Origin of the sequence: Parabacteroides goldsteinii (assembly GCF_020091425.1) — a bacterium.
Taxonomy (GTDB): Bacteria; Bacteroidota; Bacteroidia; order Bacteroidales; family Tannerellaceae; genus Parabacteroides; species Parabacteroides goldsteinii.
Genome location: NZ_CP081906.1, coordinates 996,499 through 1,014,267 on the forward strand (window position 1 = coordinate 996,499; position 17,769 = coordinate 1,014,267).

The window sequence follows — 17,769 nt, forward strand, 5'->3', positions numbered from 1 at the left end:
ATTCATTACTTGGTTATGCAACAGAGAACTCTACAAGGCAAAGGCTGTTCGGGATCGAGAGGGCATTTGGAAAGAGATGTATGAGTCCACCAAAGAAGCAACAGTAAAACTCAGTTATGAAAATGAACAACTATTTCAAGAAATACACGATCTCAAAAGGCTTGTTATCAAGATGGTGGATTGCAAGTATTATACTCAGTGCCCTGCTCGTTACGAGTTGCAAGACTACAAAAAAAAATACTTCAATACACGTTCTGGACAGTCTCGCATGGAACAGAAAGGTTTCCGTTACCCTCGCGACCATCCCGACGAGTCTGGCGGAACTGACGATCCCGGCGGACAGCCTCCGTAACCTCACTACCGGGGCTGTATATACAGCTAAAAACGGACAGGCCACAGTAACGGCTAAACGCGAAGGTAATGATATAAAGGTTTCTGCACAGTGTGATAGCATTCAGCAGAGAAACATTATCCTGGAAGAAGAACTGATCCGTATCAGAGATCAACTGAGACAGGGCAATAAGGAACAAAAGTCCGATATATTCTCATTCTGGATGGATATCAAATGTTACCTGACAGGTGCATTATTCGGCATAGTATTACTAATAATCTTTCAATATATAAAACATGACAGAAATAGCTAAAAAAACAAGATCAATCGGTCTGAAAAAAGTCTTAGTCGGGAGCGTCAATCCTGCCGGAGGAATGGCCGCACTTCTGGAACAAATTGGAAAAACAGCCAAAGGGACTGCCTCATTCAACACCGAAGCTGATACGACACAAGATTTTTACTCGGAGGAAGAGCCAACAGCACCGGAAGAGTCGGTTATCACTGAAGCGGGCCTGAAACAATTGAAATGGAATCTGATGGAATGGGATAACCAGGGACTTATTAAAGTTTTTGGAGGATCGACCAAGACAGTAGATGTGACCATTGACGGTAAAACTTACGAAGTAGAAAAGTATGTGTCCACTAAAAATGTGGTTAAAGTCGAGTTATCAGTACGGGCGATAAGCCGTTATAATGTGGTTATCGACATTCCACGCGCCCAGATCATTGCCCGTTTTGTGTGGAATATGACACAAACTGAAATTGCGCAAATTGAAATTACAGCGAAGGCAATGGCTCCGATAGGAGAAGATGACGGATCTTATGAAATTTACAAGTTAGGTGAACCCAAAGCATGAACATTGTAGAAATAAATGCCGCTGGTTCATTACTGGATCAGCGGCTTAAGATGAATGTTCCGGCTCCTGCATTACTCCGTTTATTGGGTAAAAAAACAATATCTCTCTGGATAAAACGACCTCTTTTCCAGAACTTGTTAAGGATGAGCAAACTCTTTGCCCAAATGGATATAGACCTGATAAAGCTGGATGATGGGGACAGTTCCATACTATTCACCGAAATAGCCAAGCACGGTGTAACAGCTTCCCGAATTATAGCCCACAGTATGATCCGGGGTGTGTTTGCCTCCTGGCTGTTAAATCGTCCTTTAGCCTGGTATCTCAGGTGTCACATGGATGCAAGAACGTTAGCGGAACTTACGAAGGTGATGGTCGTACTTAGCACCGGTGAGGATTTTGTCAGTATTATCAGATCGGTCGCCAGGATGAGAGTAACGGAACCGATACTGAGCCAACCGAAAAAGACAGGGAGTTAAAGGAGGATTACGAACCTCCCCATAGCCCTTTCGGACAAATATTCTCCCTTATATCCCAGGGAGCTTTCACGATGGACGAAGTGATGAACCGGATACCCTGGTGTGTTGTGCTGGCCATGATCAACGATCAGGGCAAAACCAGGAAGAAAGAGACTCCGCCAGAGGAGGAAGATGTGATTGATAACGAAGAAGAAGAATTAAGTTTTTTAGGACTAGGATAATGGATGATCCAATCTATGTAACATTTGAGTTTCGGGGTAATCTGGAAGAGGAAGTGACAAAGGTCAAACTGGGTATCCAGGGACTGCGTGATGAATCTGCTGGGACCTATAAGCGCCTTATAGCGGATAGCAATGAGGCTTTTGCTGCTATGTCTACCAATAATAAGGCGCTGGCTGTATCCATCCAGGAAGACATTAATTCCCTTCGTCAACTTACGGCCATACAGGATTCGACAAACGAGGCTTTAAAAAACGGGACTATTACAGCTACCGAATACGCCGAAGTTAAAGCCCGTTTAGCTGTACAGGAAGCTGATCTTCGGCAGGGGATACAGGAAAACATGAATCTTCTGAACGAAGAGATACAGAAAGAAAAGGAAGCTGTCGGTTCTTATGAAGAAAAACAGGCGTCACTCAGTCGCCTGGAAGAAGCATATAAGAAACTTTCTGCCGCTGAACGTGAATCGGCGACAGGGACTGAAATGCTATCTAAAATAAAAGAGTTAAAGAAAGAGGTAAGTGATCTGGATACCGCTTATGAAGAAGCCACAGGCGGAACTCAAAGCCTGCTACAAGTTATTCAATCCACGCCCGGCCCGATCGGATCAATGACGTCCGCTATAGGTAAGGCTACCAAAGCAGCCTGGGCCTTTATCGCCACACCTCTTGGCATGATACTAGCGGCTATTGCGGCGGCTTTGGCGGCTGTTACTTCCTGGTTCCGAAGGACAGAAGAGGGGGAAAATGCCCTGGCTGTTGCCTCGGCTACATTCGGCCAGGTTCTTGCCAGTTTACTGGACGTTGTTGACAAGGTTGGCGAATGGCTGTACAAAGCATTCACTTCCCCTAAAGGGGCCATAGAAGCACTTGGAGACGTGGTAGACATTCTTGTGACAAACCGCCTGAAAGCGATACCTAAAATCGGACAGGCCATTGTTAAGATATTCTCAAAAGATTGGAAAGAAGGATTTGCCGATTTGGGGAATGCTGTTATGCAGATGAGTACCGGTGTAGAAGATTATGGAAAAAAGGTTACGGCCTTTGCGGAAGATACCTATAAAAAAACACAACAGTCTATTGAACTGCAAAAACGCCGGAATGCCCTGGACGAACAGGAACGTAACTGGCTCGTTGAGCGTGCCAACCTGGAGACTCGTGTTAATGAATTGCGCGATAAAGCCTATGATATGAGTATCCCGGAGGCTAAACGCCTTGCTGCATTGAAAGAGGCGTTAAGTATCAATGACCAGATATATGACAAAGACATTGCTATTGCCAAAGAAAAACATGAAATTATCAAGGTACAAAATTCACTGGCAAATTCAAATAAGGCCGATCTTCGTGCAGAAAAGGAAGCGGAAGCAGAAATAAGCCGTTTGAGCGGTCAGCGTTATTCCGCTCGTCGCATGATGATGCGTCAGACCAATACCCTTAACAGCCAATTGGCCAAAGAAGAAGCTAAAACGGCTACAGAACTATTAAAAAAGGAACTTGATAAAAAGAAGGAAGAGTATGCTTTATATTATCAGCAAGTCGAACAACTAGGTAAGCATTCGGCTGATCAGGCCTATGCCGGTTTGATCAAACAGGGTGCCAGTTACCGCGAATATCTCCAAAACCAAATTAACGGCCTGGAGAAAAAAGATAACCGGACAAAAAAGGATAATGATGTTCTGTCCTTTCTCTATTATGAGAAAAGCCAGGTAGAAGGTAAGAAATCGGCTGTCGATCTGTTGAAAGAAGAGATCACAAAGCTAAAAACGTTATACAGTGATGATCTGTTAAAATTGAAGGAAAAGCTATTGAATCTCCAAACCTTGAATAAGGGGGATAATTCTGAAACCGGGGCACAAAAGAGTACAGTTATCAAGGATGCCCTGAAAGAGGCCGATAAGGATGCTCAAACAAAATTTAAAGAATTGTTGAATACCTATCAATCAGGTTTTCAGCGTCTATCTACATTAGAAAAAGATTACCAGAAAGATATATCTTTTCTCAGATCACAAGTGACTGATAAATCAACCAATGAGGAAAAGAAACGTATTGAAGATGCTATTAAAGCCAGAACTGAGGCTTACGGTAAATCTCTATTGAATGAGAAAGATTCGTTAGTAGACATAGACAACCTGTTCGGAGAACGTGAAGCTACATTTCAGTCCTGGGCAAATAATATAACAAATTTCAGCCTGAAACAACTCATGTCTATGCTAGAGCAGGCTGAAAAGGCTTTGAACCTTGCCCGGATGCAAGCCGGACAAAACGGGGAACTGGGAGAAAATGGAGAGACGGCTAAATATCGCGCTCAGATCATAGAATTACAGAACCGTATCAAAGAATTAACGGCCAATACCAGTAAAGGTACATCTACCAGTTATAAAGACTGGAAAAAGGTCTATGATGTGTTAGGATCGGTCAATAAAGAATTGAATGATATTGGTGATAATGCAGGAGGTTCTTTCGGGGAGATAATAAAAGCGGCTTCAAGCATTACCACGTCCACGCTCTCAATGATCTCATCTATAACTACACTCGCAAACTGGAGTGTAGAGGCTACAAAGATGGCCGCCGAAGGTGCCACAGAAGCTATTATTGCTGTTGAAAAAGCGTCTGTAATCCTGGCAGTAATATCAGCAGCAATACAGATCATCAGTAAAATAGCAAGTGCTTTCTCCGGTCTCAAAGATGCGGAACGTGATCATGAGGAGTACATGAGAATACTTATATCCTTGCAGGAAGAATATAATAATAAGTTAATCAAAACAGGTTTATTACAAGATGATATTTGGGGCACGGATAATATAGGAAATATGATTAATGCCATTGATATGCTGGGGCAATCAATGGATAATTATAATAACAAACTGGTAGAACAGCAAGAAGCATGGAAAGACCCGACAGGTAATTTCTGGACGAAGCTGTATAAGTATGGTACGATAATGGGATGGGCCGGTATGAAACCCGGTCAATTACTTGGGGTTGAAGATAAGGGACCGGGGACGGCTGATTTGAAAGACAACCTGCGTTATATAACCAAAAAGTCAAGTAAAGGCTTTTTAGGTATTGGCGGGAACCATACAAAAACAATGAACCTGGAGGACTGGGTTCGAGAGAACCTAAAGAATCCTGACGGCACTCCTGCCGAGTTGTTCTATGAGGATGGGCGGTTAAATCTGGAAATCGCCATGAGCCTGGTTGATGGTAGTGGTGACCGATTGGCCGGACAAACGAAGGAATCGCTTGAATCTCTCATTGAGATGGAAAAGACGATACGCGAAGCGGAAGAAGCTATGCGCAGTTATATAAGTGACACCTTCGGTTCGCTGGGTGATAGTTTATCTGACGCGATCGTGGATGCTTTTCGTAATGGGACTGATGCAGCAAAAACATTTCGAGAGAATATAACCGATATACTCAATGATGTAGGCAATCAAATGGTTAAAAATTTATTCGTGAAAAAAGCCGTTGAAGAATACGAAAAGGAACTCGAAGATGTCTATAAGAATTATGCAAAAAACAAAAACAATAATTCTTCCACAGCCGAACAACAATTCAATAAAGAATTAGGACAAGCTGCTGAAAATTTTTTCGGGGGTGCGCTTTCTGCGATCGAACAAGGTAATAAATTTTTAGAGTCATATAATGAGGAAATGCGTAAGCATGGATTCGAGACATATAAGCCGGAAGATAAAGAAGATAGCCGTACAGCAGTCGCAAAAGGGATTACATCTGTGAGCCAGGACAGTTTTGATGAAGGATTAGGTATAGTCCATACCTTATTGATCTACGCGGACAAGACAAGTTCGGGGGTGATTAGTATCAATGAAATGCTAGTTCTTGGTCTTTCTGTCTTAGCGGAAATTAGGGATAATACAAGCTATTGCAAGAAGCTGGAAGCGATAGAAAAACATGTCGATGCCATTAAAGGATATGTACAGGATATAACTGATAATGGCACAATACTACGTACCCCATGAAACTACGTCGTTGCTATATTAACAATGTGGATATATACGCCGAATATGGCGTATGGATCACGAAAGGAGGGTATAATAATCTTATATCTTTCCCCGATCTTCGTGATCCGGAGAAAAATGACTGGCCGGAGGAAGATGGTATTGAGGTCGATCTTGAAACCCCGACTCTGAAAGAAAAGGAAGTAACCATATCATTCCTGGCAAGCAATCCAACAATTGATGTGTCGATGTTTATTGATTTTATGTGCCAACCGGGATATAAGGTTTTTGTAATTCCTTCGCTACAACATAGCTGGGCTTTAAGACTATCCAAACATCAAAGCAATACAACATATACAGGTGCAACCTCTTTTTCATTGAACTTTATTGATGATTTTCCAACACGTTCCGATTATTATCCAATACCGGCAGGCGGTGGAACACATTTATCAGGATCACCGTTTGCCTTGGATGGTATTCGACTGGAGCGTTACGGTATATTGGTCACGAAAGCGCACGATGAGATAATTAAAACACCGACTGTCAAACAGAACTTGACCCGTTCCAACTCTTTAATGGACGGACAAAAATACGATGTTGAAACCCTCCATTTAAACAGTAAAGAAGTAACGCTTAAATGCTGTTTAATCGCATCATCGGTCGAACGATTTTGGGAATGTTACGATGCTTTTTTCAATGATCTGATAAAGCCGGGTGAGAGATCACTGTATTATGATCGCACCCTGGGCGAATATCCATGCTACTACAAAAAGACCTCCGGCTGGAAAATATGGAGTCTGACCGGAAAGGTAGTAGTCGAATTTAGCCTCACTCTTGTATTTACCCGGTTCCGTCTTGGAAAGATCGAATACGTCCTAGCGGATGAGACCGGGGCCTTTATAGTAACTGAAGATGGATTTTTAATAGATATGATGTTATGAGCGGAATAAACGAAAAAAAGACAATAATCGAACTGGACGAAGAAACTGACCTGAAAGGCGTATACCTATATGGTATGAAAGCCGAAGGTCCGAAGTCTGTAAAAGTTGATGCCAGTAAACTTAAAGTTTCCGGCGGTGGTGGCGGAGACTTTAGCGGGAACCTGGCCGATCTCAGTGACGTTGATGCGGCCGAAGCTGCCGAAGGTGATATCCTGAAAAAGGTTGGCGAGAAATGGAAATCAGCGAAAGCCGAATGGTTGAAAACAGGCGAGTTGAACGGTGTTAAGATCAATACGATAGAGGACTTGATCACTTATTTTCAGCAGTACGGCATCGGTTATCCTGCTACCAATACTCCGCCGATCTTGTACCTGGATAAAAATTATTATGTTTTCCGTCCGGAAGATACGTATACCATTCCGGTCACTTACTACGATAAAGAAGGTGGCGAATTGAAGCTGATCGGTAAGAAACCAGCCGGAACTTATACCGGAAGTAACGATAGTTTTGAGGTGACCGGATTAGGTTCTGGATCGGCTCAGTTGAATCTAAAAGAGGCTATCTTCGGGAAAGGTTCAACGGAGACATTTGGAATCGGAACTTACCGGATAGAAGATATCTTCTTGGTTGATGCCTTCGGCCGCCGTAGTGAGGCCGCTCAGTCTATTACCTTTGTCGTTGGCTCAGTCAATGTTACGTCCAGTTTTGATGATAGCCGCCAGTTTGGTACAGGGTCAACTATTAGCCTGGATTACCGTATTACATCTGTCGCCCGCGAGGTTGTCGTCCAGGTCACGATCGGCGGTCAAATCATGCGTAAGGCTGGTACTGAACTGACATATAGTACTTATGCTGCCGAAACCAGTGAATTTGATGTTGTCCTTGCCGGGGAAGAGGCTTTTAACCCAACTCAATCATATCCACAGACATTTACGACTCCTGCCTTCGCGGAACCGGGGGAATACGTTGTACAGATACAAGCCTGGGCAAAAGATGATCCGTCCTTGAAAAGTCCGCTCCTGACCAAACGTATTGTTGTTTTACAGGACGGTATCGTTTATACTACCAGCACGCTGGATACTAACGCCGACTACCGGATCAACAATACAGTGATCCTGCCGGTAAACATCTATCATAGCCAAGACGGTTGTACTTATAAAGTCCATGCGTGGGTGCAAAATATTGAATCTATATCAACCGAAACGGCTGAATCCGCTGTCAAGAGGCTTGAAATCCCGTTTGCCTTGCCAGACGAACCGAATACATACACGATCTGTCTCCGGACAACTGTTATCACACCTACAGGTCTAGTGTATGCCACCAATACCAAAGAGTTAGCTTTGAATGTCCGGTCCGTATCTGATTATTCAGTCCTAACGGCTTCGGAATATAACCTGGAACTATATCTGTCGGCTAATGGATTATCTAATAGCCTACCGGATTGGGAAATATGGAAAAATAAGTATTACCTGAATCAGGACTACAAAGGTGTATTACATGGTTTCTTAAAGGAAATAAACGGCTGGGTAGAGCATCAGGACGGCACGGATCAGCGCCCGCCTGAAGGGGATTGCCTACACGCCAACGGTGAGGCCTATTGTCTGGTTAACTATTCGCCTTTTGTCGGTTTTGCTTCAAAGGCTGACCGTAAAGGTGAAGGTATGACAATCGAACTGATGTTGCACAATTCTGACTTATATAAGGAAGATAGCCATACTTTCAGTATCGGCGATCCTGGCGCAACTCAAAAAAAGGGACTGGCAATTGATACACAAAGAATGCTTATCTATTACAGCCCCTCAGATAGTCTGAGTATCCCGGTTAGAACAGGGAAAAACTATATGACCAAACTGGGTGACTTTATTGCCAATTCGGACGAATACGTACATGTAACAATCACTTATGACCGTTCCGCGAAGTTGATCCTTGTGTATTGTAACGGTGTGATCAGCGCGGCTACTACATTTCCGGATGCCGGATACTTGGATACAGATGCCCCGATAGTGATCAATGGCCATCAGGCAGAAGACGGTACAATATCCGGTTTCTCAGACTGTAATGTTAAGTTCCTTCGTGTCTATCAGAAATGTTTAGGGTTCGATGAAGTCCTGAACAACTATATCGCCTCCATCTATTATGATCAGGATCGTATCCACGCTGAAACGATCAACAACCCGAATAAACCGATGTTGACCACATTCAGCGTGTTTGGCAATATCTACGGGGCGACCAAAGATGATGCTGTATTTGCTGAATGTACCATGACGCCGGGGCAGGAAGAAACGTTGTTCGATAAGTATATTTTCTCTCCCCTGTCAAAGAATGTGGAAGATCAGCGTTATGCCGACCTATCTCAACGTCACCCGTTAACGGTATCCTGGCAAGGTAACTCATCCCTGGCTTACCCGATCAAGAACTGGGAATTTGAATTTTACGATCCGGAGAAGTTGGCCGCTACCGGCAAATATGAGACAAAAGCCTTTAACATGGTCCGCCATGCTGACGGGACACGCCCCTGGTATTATACAAAAGTTTATCAGTGCAAGGCCAATTATATAGACAGTTCCAGTTGTAACAATCAGGGTATAGCCAAACTAGCTGACTATGTTTATCGCTTACCTTGGCCGTGGCCTGCTGCTGATTATCCAGCCTATTGTAATGGCAGTACCAATCCATTTCCGTATTACAATGTTGACGGGGATCATTACAGTAAATACCCCATTAAGCCGGCACGTTTGGCGATCGACGCTGTGCCGGTTTGGTTCAACCGTCAGCATTTGGATGCCTCCGGAAACCTACGTGCAAACGAGTTTGGCGGTCTACTTACATGGGGCCTGAAACAACAGGAGGAATTATATAGCATGCCGGACTATAAAGCCGACAAATGGCATAAGAATACAGTATGGCGCTCAGAAAGTAATGGAGATAGTGTACACCCGCAACTGAGGGCTGGGTCTTATGGTTTGTTTGACCTGTCTTCCATGCCGCTGAAAGTTGACTTATTAGATCGTCCGCTTACGCAGACCTACATTGATCAAATGGGACTAGTCGAAGGCAAAGACTACTATGACCTGGATAAACCCGAACGTATTGTGATGCGTGCCGAACAGATGCGCTGGCGTGTTGGGGCTGAAACTGTCATGGATTTTGAGTGTCGAAATCCAAAAAGCCTTGGCCGTGGTCACTGGGAAACGTCGACAAACGGTTATACCTGGTCACGTACCACGAACCTGATCGATCCGCACGATCTTGATCTTAACAGTAAGGCTAAAGACCGTCAGAAACGTTGGGTATGGGATGAATGGGACAATGAAAACAACTGTCCTCTCCGGACGAAAGGAACATCTTCGGTCAATTACTTTGAGGACATGTTGACCGCTGAAACCGTCCCGTTCCTGGGATCGGAAACCGGCGGGATTGGTAAGATTGACAAAACGCTGGGAGAACTGGCGGCACAGCAACACGCCGATTTTATATCGGCAATGAAATGGGTTGACACCGCCCCGGACGAATGTTTCGCCAACCCGGAGATATTTGGCAAGTATTTCCATTTGCAATCGTGCATTGATTATGTTATCATATGCATTGTCCTGTATCTGTCCGACCAGTTAGGACGTAACCTGACATTCGTACAGTGGGACACCCGTGAAATTGATATGGCCAACCGGGCATTAAAAGGTAATCCGCCTGTGTTCTATCCTACAATGTACGATATGGATACGGCTCTGGGTACAAACGTACAAGGCACATTGACAGAGGACGCTTTCCTGGGCTGGCAGTATCCAATCGGGAATATCAATGATAATGCGAAGTATTACCAGCCTAAGGAGAGCGATTTTCAAAATTATAACTGTGGTGAGAACCGCTTTTGGCGTCGTATCAGCGCGCTGTATGGTGATACGATCATCCGCCGTTACCGTGACCTCCGGTCAGGTGTAACCGGTCAGGATGGTAAAGCCTATGACGGTGTGTTGACGCATAACTTCATCATCAGTACGTTCTGCAAGGAAATCATTTCCCGCATTGGCGAACGGTTCTACAATATGGATGCGGAGTACAAGTACATCGGTATGGATTACGAAAGCCAGGACGCGATCGATGCCAAACGTAAGTACCTGATCAATGCCCGTGGAAATAAGCTGATGTTCATTAACCAGTTCTTACTAGATCGCCTATCCTATGTAGATTCCTTATTCCGTTACGAACCACAGGGATCAGCAGTCAGCGAGATGATCTACTTCCAGCATCGCTATAACGGCACGTTCGAGATCACAATGAAAACGGAAGTTCCAGCTTTTATTCGTGTGTCATTCGCGCAAAATCAATCATCGTATGTCTATTGTGATGGCAAGCTTCCGGCAAAGGTTAGTTATACCTACCAGTCTGTCGGTGGTGATGCCAGCGAAAAGATTTTACGTATCTACAATGCCGCTCCGATCGTTCTGCTCGAAGGTTTTTCAGGTAAGGACTTGACTAAAGCAAAACTATCGACAGCTAGTTCTTTACGTGCCATTGATCTGTCAAACAATCCGGCACTGAACGAATTGGAACTATCTGGCTGTCGTAACCTGGAAGAACTGAATCTGTCAGGTTGTAACCTGTCTACCGGTTTCGGAGTTGATATATCAAACTGTGTGTTCCTTCGTAAGTTCCTGGCACATAACTCAACTGTCCGTACAGGTGATTTTACACATAACCCGTATCTGGCCGATATAGATGTCCGCGAATGCCCGAATGTGTCGATCCTGAATCTGGAAGGATTGAAGAGGGTACAGAGCATACAGTTCTCTCCGGAAAACATTGAGCAGTTGAACATAAGTAATTGTTCTGCGAATGTAGATGTTCAGGGTTGCGTAAACCTTACCTCTTTGATTGTCGTAGATAACAGCCAGATCACTGCCATAGCCCCGGAAAAAGGGTTTACTCGACTACAAACAGTTGATATACGAAATTGCCCCCAATTGGTCAATATAAGTAATCTATTAAATGGAAACAAAGTTATAACCGAATTGCCTGAAAACTTCCTAGAAGGGTGTAAAGCAACGATCAAGTTCCTTGACGGTGTATTCCAAAATACTAATATAGAAAGTTATCCAGTTGGTTTCTTTACTAATGCTTTCCCTGCATTGTTATCTGCAAATAGTACATTTGCAGGAAGTGCACTGTGCGGGAATATTGCTGATCATTTTATTGGATCAACTAAACTAAGTAATGTAACAAGCTGTTACAGCGGTTGTCGCAATGTGACAGGAAAATCCCCTAATATAAGTGGTAAACGTTGGTGGGAGGCTAGAGATGGTTATAATACTATAAGTTCTTATGCACACTGTTTTGAAGGGTGTGCTAGTTTGGATGATTTCAAAGAAATACCGCTAGCGTGGGGAGGGGCACCCGTCACAACGTTTGTATTTGCTTCATCAAGAAATAAAGAAATTTCTAATTCATCTTTGATTTGTTCCTCCCCATATAAAAAAATAACGGAGACAAAGTACGAAATATATGCTTCAGATAATGAGGTTGTCAACTTTACATTCAAATGTGACAATCATAAAGACCTGCAGAATAATTATTTAGTAGCAGGGACTAGAACGCAGAACTATGAGGTGATTTATATTCCTCTTATAAAAATACGTGCTAGGGTCTATAATCAAAATGTTTATCCAGAAGGGGCTGTAATTTCTATTGGTGAAAATAGCTATTTTACGGATAAAGATGGATATGTTTTTATACGTAGTGATTCAGCTATTAGTGGTACTGTCGCTTTATCTGGATATTCAGGAAGTGAATTTTCCTTTCCCTCGACAAGCTCAGATCAAATATATACGGTATATGTTTATCCTGTTGTTAATGTAAAATTCATAGTCAAAAATGGTTCTGGAGAATTAGTACAGGGGGCAACAATTACATGTAATGGTTTATCTGGAGAGACTAATATATATGGTGAATGTGTATTACTAATTGGGAGAGGTAGTTATGATTATACCTTTTCTCATCCTGATTATCTATTAAAGACAGGAACTATTACTGTTGAGACTTCGGATATTACAATCAATGTAAAGACATCTATAAAATATACGATTATAATAAGAGATGAATTTAACTTGTACCTTGAAGGGGTTATATTAAAATATAATAATCAAGAATTGATTACTGACGAAAATGGGAAATGCACTCTTATATTAAATGTAGGTAGCTATATATTTCAAATTAGTTGTGTTGGATATAAGGATAGGCAAATAGATTTAACCATATATGAAAACTACACTGATAATTATTCAACCTCTTATTCTTTAGAACTGGATACGGATTATTGTAAACCAGAAAAAAACAATAATCTTCAATTTCTTTTGCGTTGTAGTACCAATGACTCATCTTCAAAAATATCAATAACTTCAGACTCTGATGAATATAATATATACTGGGGTGATGGCACTAGCACTAAAGCAACAGGATTAGGTATGCGGATATATACAAAAGAAAATAAAGGGTTGTTACAAATTGAAATTGATAACTGTGAACGTATATCAGGTATTGATTTCACGGGATCATTTATTATTGCATTCTGGAATATGGGAAATAGCATAGTGCAAAATTTAACATTTAAAGGCGAGAAGTATTTAAAGTATATAGCTCCAGATGTGTTTAGGTATGATCTCGATAGAACAGATTTTAGTTCTTGTTTTGAAGGCTGTCGTTTATTGTATAAAATACCTGATGGTTTATTTGATAATAATATATTGGCTGAAAGTTTTTCAAGCTGTTTTCGTGATTGTGGATTAAAAAATATTCCTTCCGGATTATTAAAAAATAATACTGAAGCAAAAAACTTTTATTATTGTTTTTTTCATTGCATCTATTTGGGAAATATTCCAGAAAACATATTTGACAACAATACAAAAGTGACCAGTCTTAATTCGTGCTTTCGTTCCTGTTCTAGTGTAAAATCCTCTTTACCTACATTATGGATACTATTTTATAACTCAAACTTATTAACCGACCATGATTATTGCTTTTATGACAGTTCAGCAGCTATGAACTGGAAAGATGTTCCCGTTAGTTGGGGAGGTAGTGGTCCAGAGTATGTTCCAACGTCTCTGATTTCAAATGATACATCAATGGCATTAGAACAGCGTTTAGCACGTGTTGAACGAATGTTGAACCTTAACAATGACGATCATGCAGATATACAATAAACAAAACAAGCTGATTCTGGATATCGACGTTGATGATAAATCATATCGTTACCGGGCCATCATGGGGAAGAATGATGTTGTCCTATATTATTCCCTGTCGGAACACATCGAAATCCCGACCGGATCATACATCTATTACCAAGGTGAACAATACCGACTTTGGTATCCGGAAGACTTTGTGAAACACGGGACCCGGAATTTTGAGTATAAGGTTACATTACTTTCATACAAGGAATATTTAAAAAAATGTAAATTCAAACTACTGTCAGAACGTCCATATAAGCTAAAGTTCCCTTTGACAGCTAAGCCGCGCGTATTCCTTCAACTCATTGTTGATAACCTGAATCTACACGATTCAGGCTGGCAAGTCGGAAAATGTATTGAATCAAAGGAAATATACCTGGCTTTCAATCATGAGAATTGCTTGGAGGTTTTTACTCGCCTGGCCGATGAATGTAAGACGGAGTATGAAATATCCAATAAAACTTTGAATTTAGGCAAAGTCGAATATTTCAAAGACGAACCTTTGACTCTTTCGTATGGTAAGGGTAACGGCTTCAAAACCGGTGTAGGTCGAACCAGCCAGAAAGAAAAACAACCTGTCACGATCTTATATGTTCAGGGCGGAGAAAGAAATATAGACTATTCGTTATATGGCAGTAAAACGCTATTGCTCCCGCGCAATCAGGAATTGGAATACCAGGGACGACGTTATAAGACTGACGCCGACGGCACGTATATTGTCCGGGCCGATCGTGAACTGACGGACTACAACGAGGACAGTTATGACGGATCAAAGTATTACCCCAGTCGAGTCGGAACTGTCAGCCGTATAGAAACAATCATAAAGAACGAAGGAAAGGATGATGAATATACCTTATATGATATAATTGACGATAGTATTCCAGAATCCCTTGATTACTCACAGTTCCGGATTTCGGGAGAGACAGCTACGATCATATTTCAATCGGGCATATTAAAAGACAAAGAGTTCGATATAGTACAGACAGATAAGGCCATAACTGGATATGTACACAGTGAACGCCGATTCAAATTAGTATCGAGAAAAATAGATGGTATGGTTATGCCAAACGAGACATTTAAACCGTCTCCCGGCGACGAATATGCAGTTTTTCATATATCCTTACCAAACGCCTATGTCTGTGATAATGCAAGCCAAAGCGGAGCCAGTTGGGATATGTTCCGCGAAGCTGTCCAGTACATGTATGGGGCGGAAGATGACGGCTTTGTTTTCAAAGGTGACCTGGACGGAATCTGGGCAAAACAAAAATGGCTGGAGATCGGTGGGAAAATACGCCCAGGCGGATACGTCCAATTTTCCGACACACAGTTCCAGCCTGAAGGCGTCCTGATCCGTACGACAGGCGTTCGGGATTATATCAATAATCCACATAGTCCGGTGTTGGAGTTATCCAACGCACCTGTGTCCGGATATATATCAAATGAAATTGGTAAGATCGAGGAAAACGAGGTTATAACGGATGAATTACATAAAGAAGGATTAGCCTTTACCCAGCGTCGCTTCCGGGATGCAAAAGAGATGCAGGATATGCTTGAAAAGGCATTCCTTGACTTCTCTGCTGGTGTCAATCCTATATGGGTACAAACCATGTCTCTGCTAGTCGGGGAGGAAAGCCTTCAGTTTCAATTCGTAGATAACAAGACGGCACCGAAAGAGGTTGATCATCCTTTCTATTATAACAATGAAAGTAAGGTTTTTGAAACGCCTGCCGGTATTATTCAGCATCTAACGCTGGGTATCGACAAATTGTCTTCTTCACTGGAACCATCCGATTTTAAGTATTGGGATATCACCTCTTATACATCTCCGCCTCTTACAGACGCGTCCCCTTATTACTTGTATTTGATCTGCCAGAAAGAAGGTACAACCGGATATTTCAAGTTAAGCAAAGAGGCTCACAGACTTGATCCCGGAGATGGTAACTATTATTTCCTGACCGGCACATTAGGCGCTGACGTCGATAACGTTCGTAGTTTTGCTACGCTGTACGGCTTTACAGAGATCGGTCCCGGTTGGATGCGCGTTAAACAAATAATCTCACCTGATGGCAAAACCTATTTCAATGTGGCGATGGGCGAGATCGGCGGAAAACTTGTTTTAAAAGCAGGTTCCTCCGGCCTCAAAGAACTAGCCGAATGGACAGGCGTAGATAAGGAAATCAAAGACGCCCAAAAGACTGCCGATGACGCCCTGGACGAAATTGCCGACACCAATGAGGCTCTCAACGACTTAGGTGATTATGTAGACGGTGCCTTTGCCGACGGCATAATCAGCGAAGCTGAAGCCGTGGCCATTGAAAAGTATATTAATACACTAAATAAAGAACGGTCTGATATTGATGCACAATATGCCAAATTATTTGCAAACGCTTATCTGTCAGGTGTGGCCAAAACAAACCTGTTAAACGCTAAAATCACTTTTGCCGGTGCACATCAGGATTTAATCAATGCGATCAACACAGCCATTGAGGACAGAGAGACGACCGTTGAAGAAAAGAATGCTGTCGATGCTGCCTTTACCCTCTATGCTTCTGCCTTAGCCAATCTTTCAACCCGTATCCAGGAGGCTAATGTAGCGATTCAGGATAAACTTAAAGGTTTTTCAGATACAGCCCTGGATCAGGCGCATAATGCAAAAAATGCCGCTGATGCCGCTCAACAAGCCGCCGACGATGCGAATGCAGAAGCGGAAGTTATCACTGGAGTCTTAAATGATTGGGCTAGTGACAGCATAATTTCACCGATGGAAAAAACCGGCCTGAAACAGCAATTAAGTGACATACAAGCCGAATACCAGGAGATCGCTGGCCAAGCTACCCGATATAACTTAACCAATACAACCGCATGGAGTAATTACTACAGCGCCTATTTATCTGCGGTCAATGCTCTAAATAAATATACAGCCAGTACCCCGTCCGATATACCGGTACAGAGTGACTATAATAACATAGCAGCCTACTATACACGTCGTAAAACCATACTGGAGGCGATCGCGGTCGCGGCCAAAAAGTATGTAGATGATTTAGCAAACAGTATGTCTGGTGCAACGGCTGGACTGCAAGAGTTAGAATATCTAAAAGAAGCAATAGCCAACGAGACAGCCAGTATCGGAGGTCTGCTGTTAACCAGCCTCCTAAAACTGGGAGTCAGAAGCGGATCAACCTGGATAGATACGGCCGGTATCAACGGAACAGCCAAAAAATCTAATGACGTTATAGCCTGGTTTGGGGGTACTCTTAGCCAGGCAATCAATGATACAGCGGCTATCGTTTTCCGTTTGGACGGTTCCGGACAATTGGCTGGGGGTGCAATAAAATGGTATAAACAAAATGGTCTATGGAATGCCGAGTTCGATGGTATAATCAAAGCTAGAGGTATTCAGTTACCATTTATAGACATTGAAGATTCAGATGCAATATATAGTAATGGTACATATAGGCTGAATGGTAATCTGTCTGTAACAACTTATTCCAACCGAATAATTTTACCAACAGATATTAAATACAATGGCTCTATAGTTTCAATTTACAACAATGTTTGGCCTCCTTATACAAAGACTTTTTCAGGAACTTATGTCGAGACACAAAATGGACAAAAGATTTTTGTACCAAGATCATACACAGAATTAGCTTCAGAGAATGATTTTGTAGAACGCATTTGTGTAAGTACTGGAGTTGTCAGACTTATTGCGGTACTCGGTGTAAGTGAAACAACTTTTGTCCAATGTATCAGATGGGTAGTCTTAAAATAATCAC

Annotated in this window: 8 protein-coding genes; all 8 read left to right on the plus strand. The window is 42.4% G+C overall.

Annotated features, from left to right (window positions below):
• Positions 1–116: 116 nt before the first annotated feature.
• The 8 genes from K6V26_RS05050 (at position 117) to K6V26_RS05085 (ending at position 17,765) form a co-directional block, all read left to right on the plus strand.
• Complete coding sequence (locus tag K6V26_RS05050; protein ID WP_224264764.1) at positions 117–644, plus strand: hypothetical protein; 528 nt, start codon at positions 117–119, stop codon at positions 642–644.
• Positions 628–1,188 (plus strand): hypothetical protein, encoded by a 561-nt coding sequence (locus K6V26_RS05055; RefSeq protein WP_224264765.1) that lies wholly within the window; start codon positions 628–630, stop codon positions 1,186–1,188. Before K6V26_RS05050 ends, K6V26_RS05055 begins: the two co-directional genes overlap by 17 nt.
• Positions 1,185–1,664, plus strand: a complete 480-nt coding sequence (locus K6V26_RS05060; RefSeq protein WP_224264766.1) for a hypothetical protein — start codon at positions 1,185–1,187, stop codon at positions 1,662–1,664. Before K6V26_RS05055 ends, K6V26_RS05060 begins: the two co-directional genes overlap by 4 nt.
• Before the next feature lie 71 nt (positions 1,665–1,735).
• Positions 1,736–1,885 carry a hypothetical protein gene (locus K6V26_RS05065; RefSeq protein WP_224264767.1) on the plus strand — a complete coding sequence of 50 codons (150 nt, stop codon included), beginning with the start codon at positions 1,736–1,738 and terminating at the stop codon, positions 1,883–1,885.
• The gene (locus K6V26_RS05070; protein ID WP_224264768.1) at positions 1,885–5,859 is read left to right on the plus strand and encodes a hypothetical protein; all 3,975 of its coding nucleotides are present in this window, start codon (positions 1,885–1,887) and stop codon (positions 5,857–5,859) included. The genes K6V26_RS05065 and K6V26_RS05070 overlap by 1 nt, the downstream gene beginning before the upstream one ends.
• Entirely contained in the window at positions 5,856–6,779 is a 924-nt protein-coding gene (locus K6V26_RS05075) for a hypothetical protein (RefSeq protein WP_224264769.1), read from the plus strand. The genes K6V26_RS05070 and K6V26_RS05075 overlap by 4 nt, the downstream gene beginning before the upstream one ends.
• Complete coding sequence (locus tag K6V26_RS05080) at positions 6,776–13,972, plus strand: LamG-like jellyroll fold domain-containing protein (protein ID WP_224264770.1); 7,197 nt, start codon at positions 6,776–6,778, stop codon at positions 13,970–13,972. The genes K6V26_RS05075 and K6V26_RS05080 overlap by 4 nt, the downstream gene beginning before the upstream one ends.
• Complete coding sequence (locus tag K6V26_RS05085) at positions 13,956–17,765, plus strand: coiled-coil domain-containing protein (protein WP_224264771.1); 3,810 nt, start codon at positions 13,956–13,958, stop codon at positions 17,763–17,765. The genes K6V26_RS05080 and K6V26_RS05085 overlap by 17 nt, the downstream gene beginning before the upstream one ends.
• The last annotated feature ends 4 nt before the right edge of the window (positions 17,766–17,769 follow it).

What these genes read in the sequence shown, in the direction of transcription:
- K6V26_RS05065 (WP_224264767.1), top strand. Translation starts at nt 1,736, where the DNA reads ATGGACGAAGTGATGAACCGGATACCCTGGTGTGTTGTGCTGGCCATG.
- K6V26_RS05055 (WP_224264765.1), top strand. Translation starts at nt 628, where the DNA reads ATGACAGAAATAGCTAAAAAAACAAGATCAATCGGTCTGAAAAAAGTC.
- K6V26_RS05080 (WP_224264770.1), top strand. Translation starts at nt 6,776, where the DNA reads ATGAGCGGAATAAACGAAAAAAAGACAATAATCGAACTGGACGAAGAA.
- K6V26_RS05060 (WP_224264766.1), top strand. Translation starts at nt 1,185, where the DNA reads ATGAACATTGTAGAAATAAATGCCGCTGGTTCATTACTGGATCAGCGG.
- K6V26_RS05070 (WP_224264768.1), top strand. Translation starts at nt 1,885, where the DNA reads ATGGATGATCCAATCTATGTAACATTTGAGTTTCGGGGTAATCTGGAA.
- K6V26_RS05085 (WP_224264771.1), top strand. Translation starts at nt 13,956, where the DNA reads ATGCAGATATACAATAAACAAAACAAGCTGATTCTGGATATCGACGTT.
- K6V26_RS05050 (WP_224264764.1), top strand. Translation starts at nt 117, where the DNA reads ATGAAAATGAACAACTATTTCAAGAAATACACGATCTCAAAAGGCTTG.
- K6V26_RS05075 (WP_224264769.1), top strand. Translation starts at nt 5,856, where the DNA reads ATGAAACTACGTCGTTGCTATATTAACAATGTGGATATATACGCCGAA.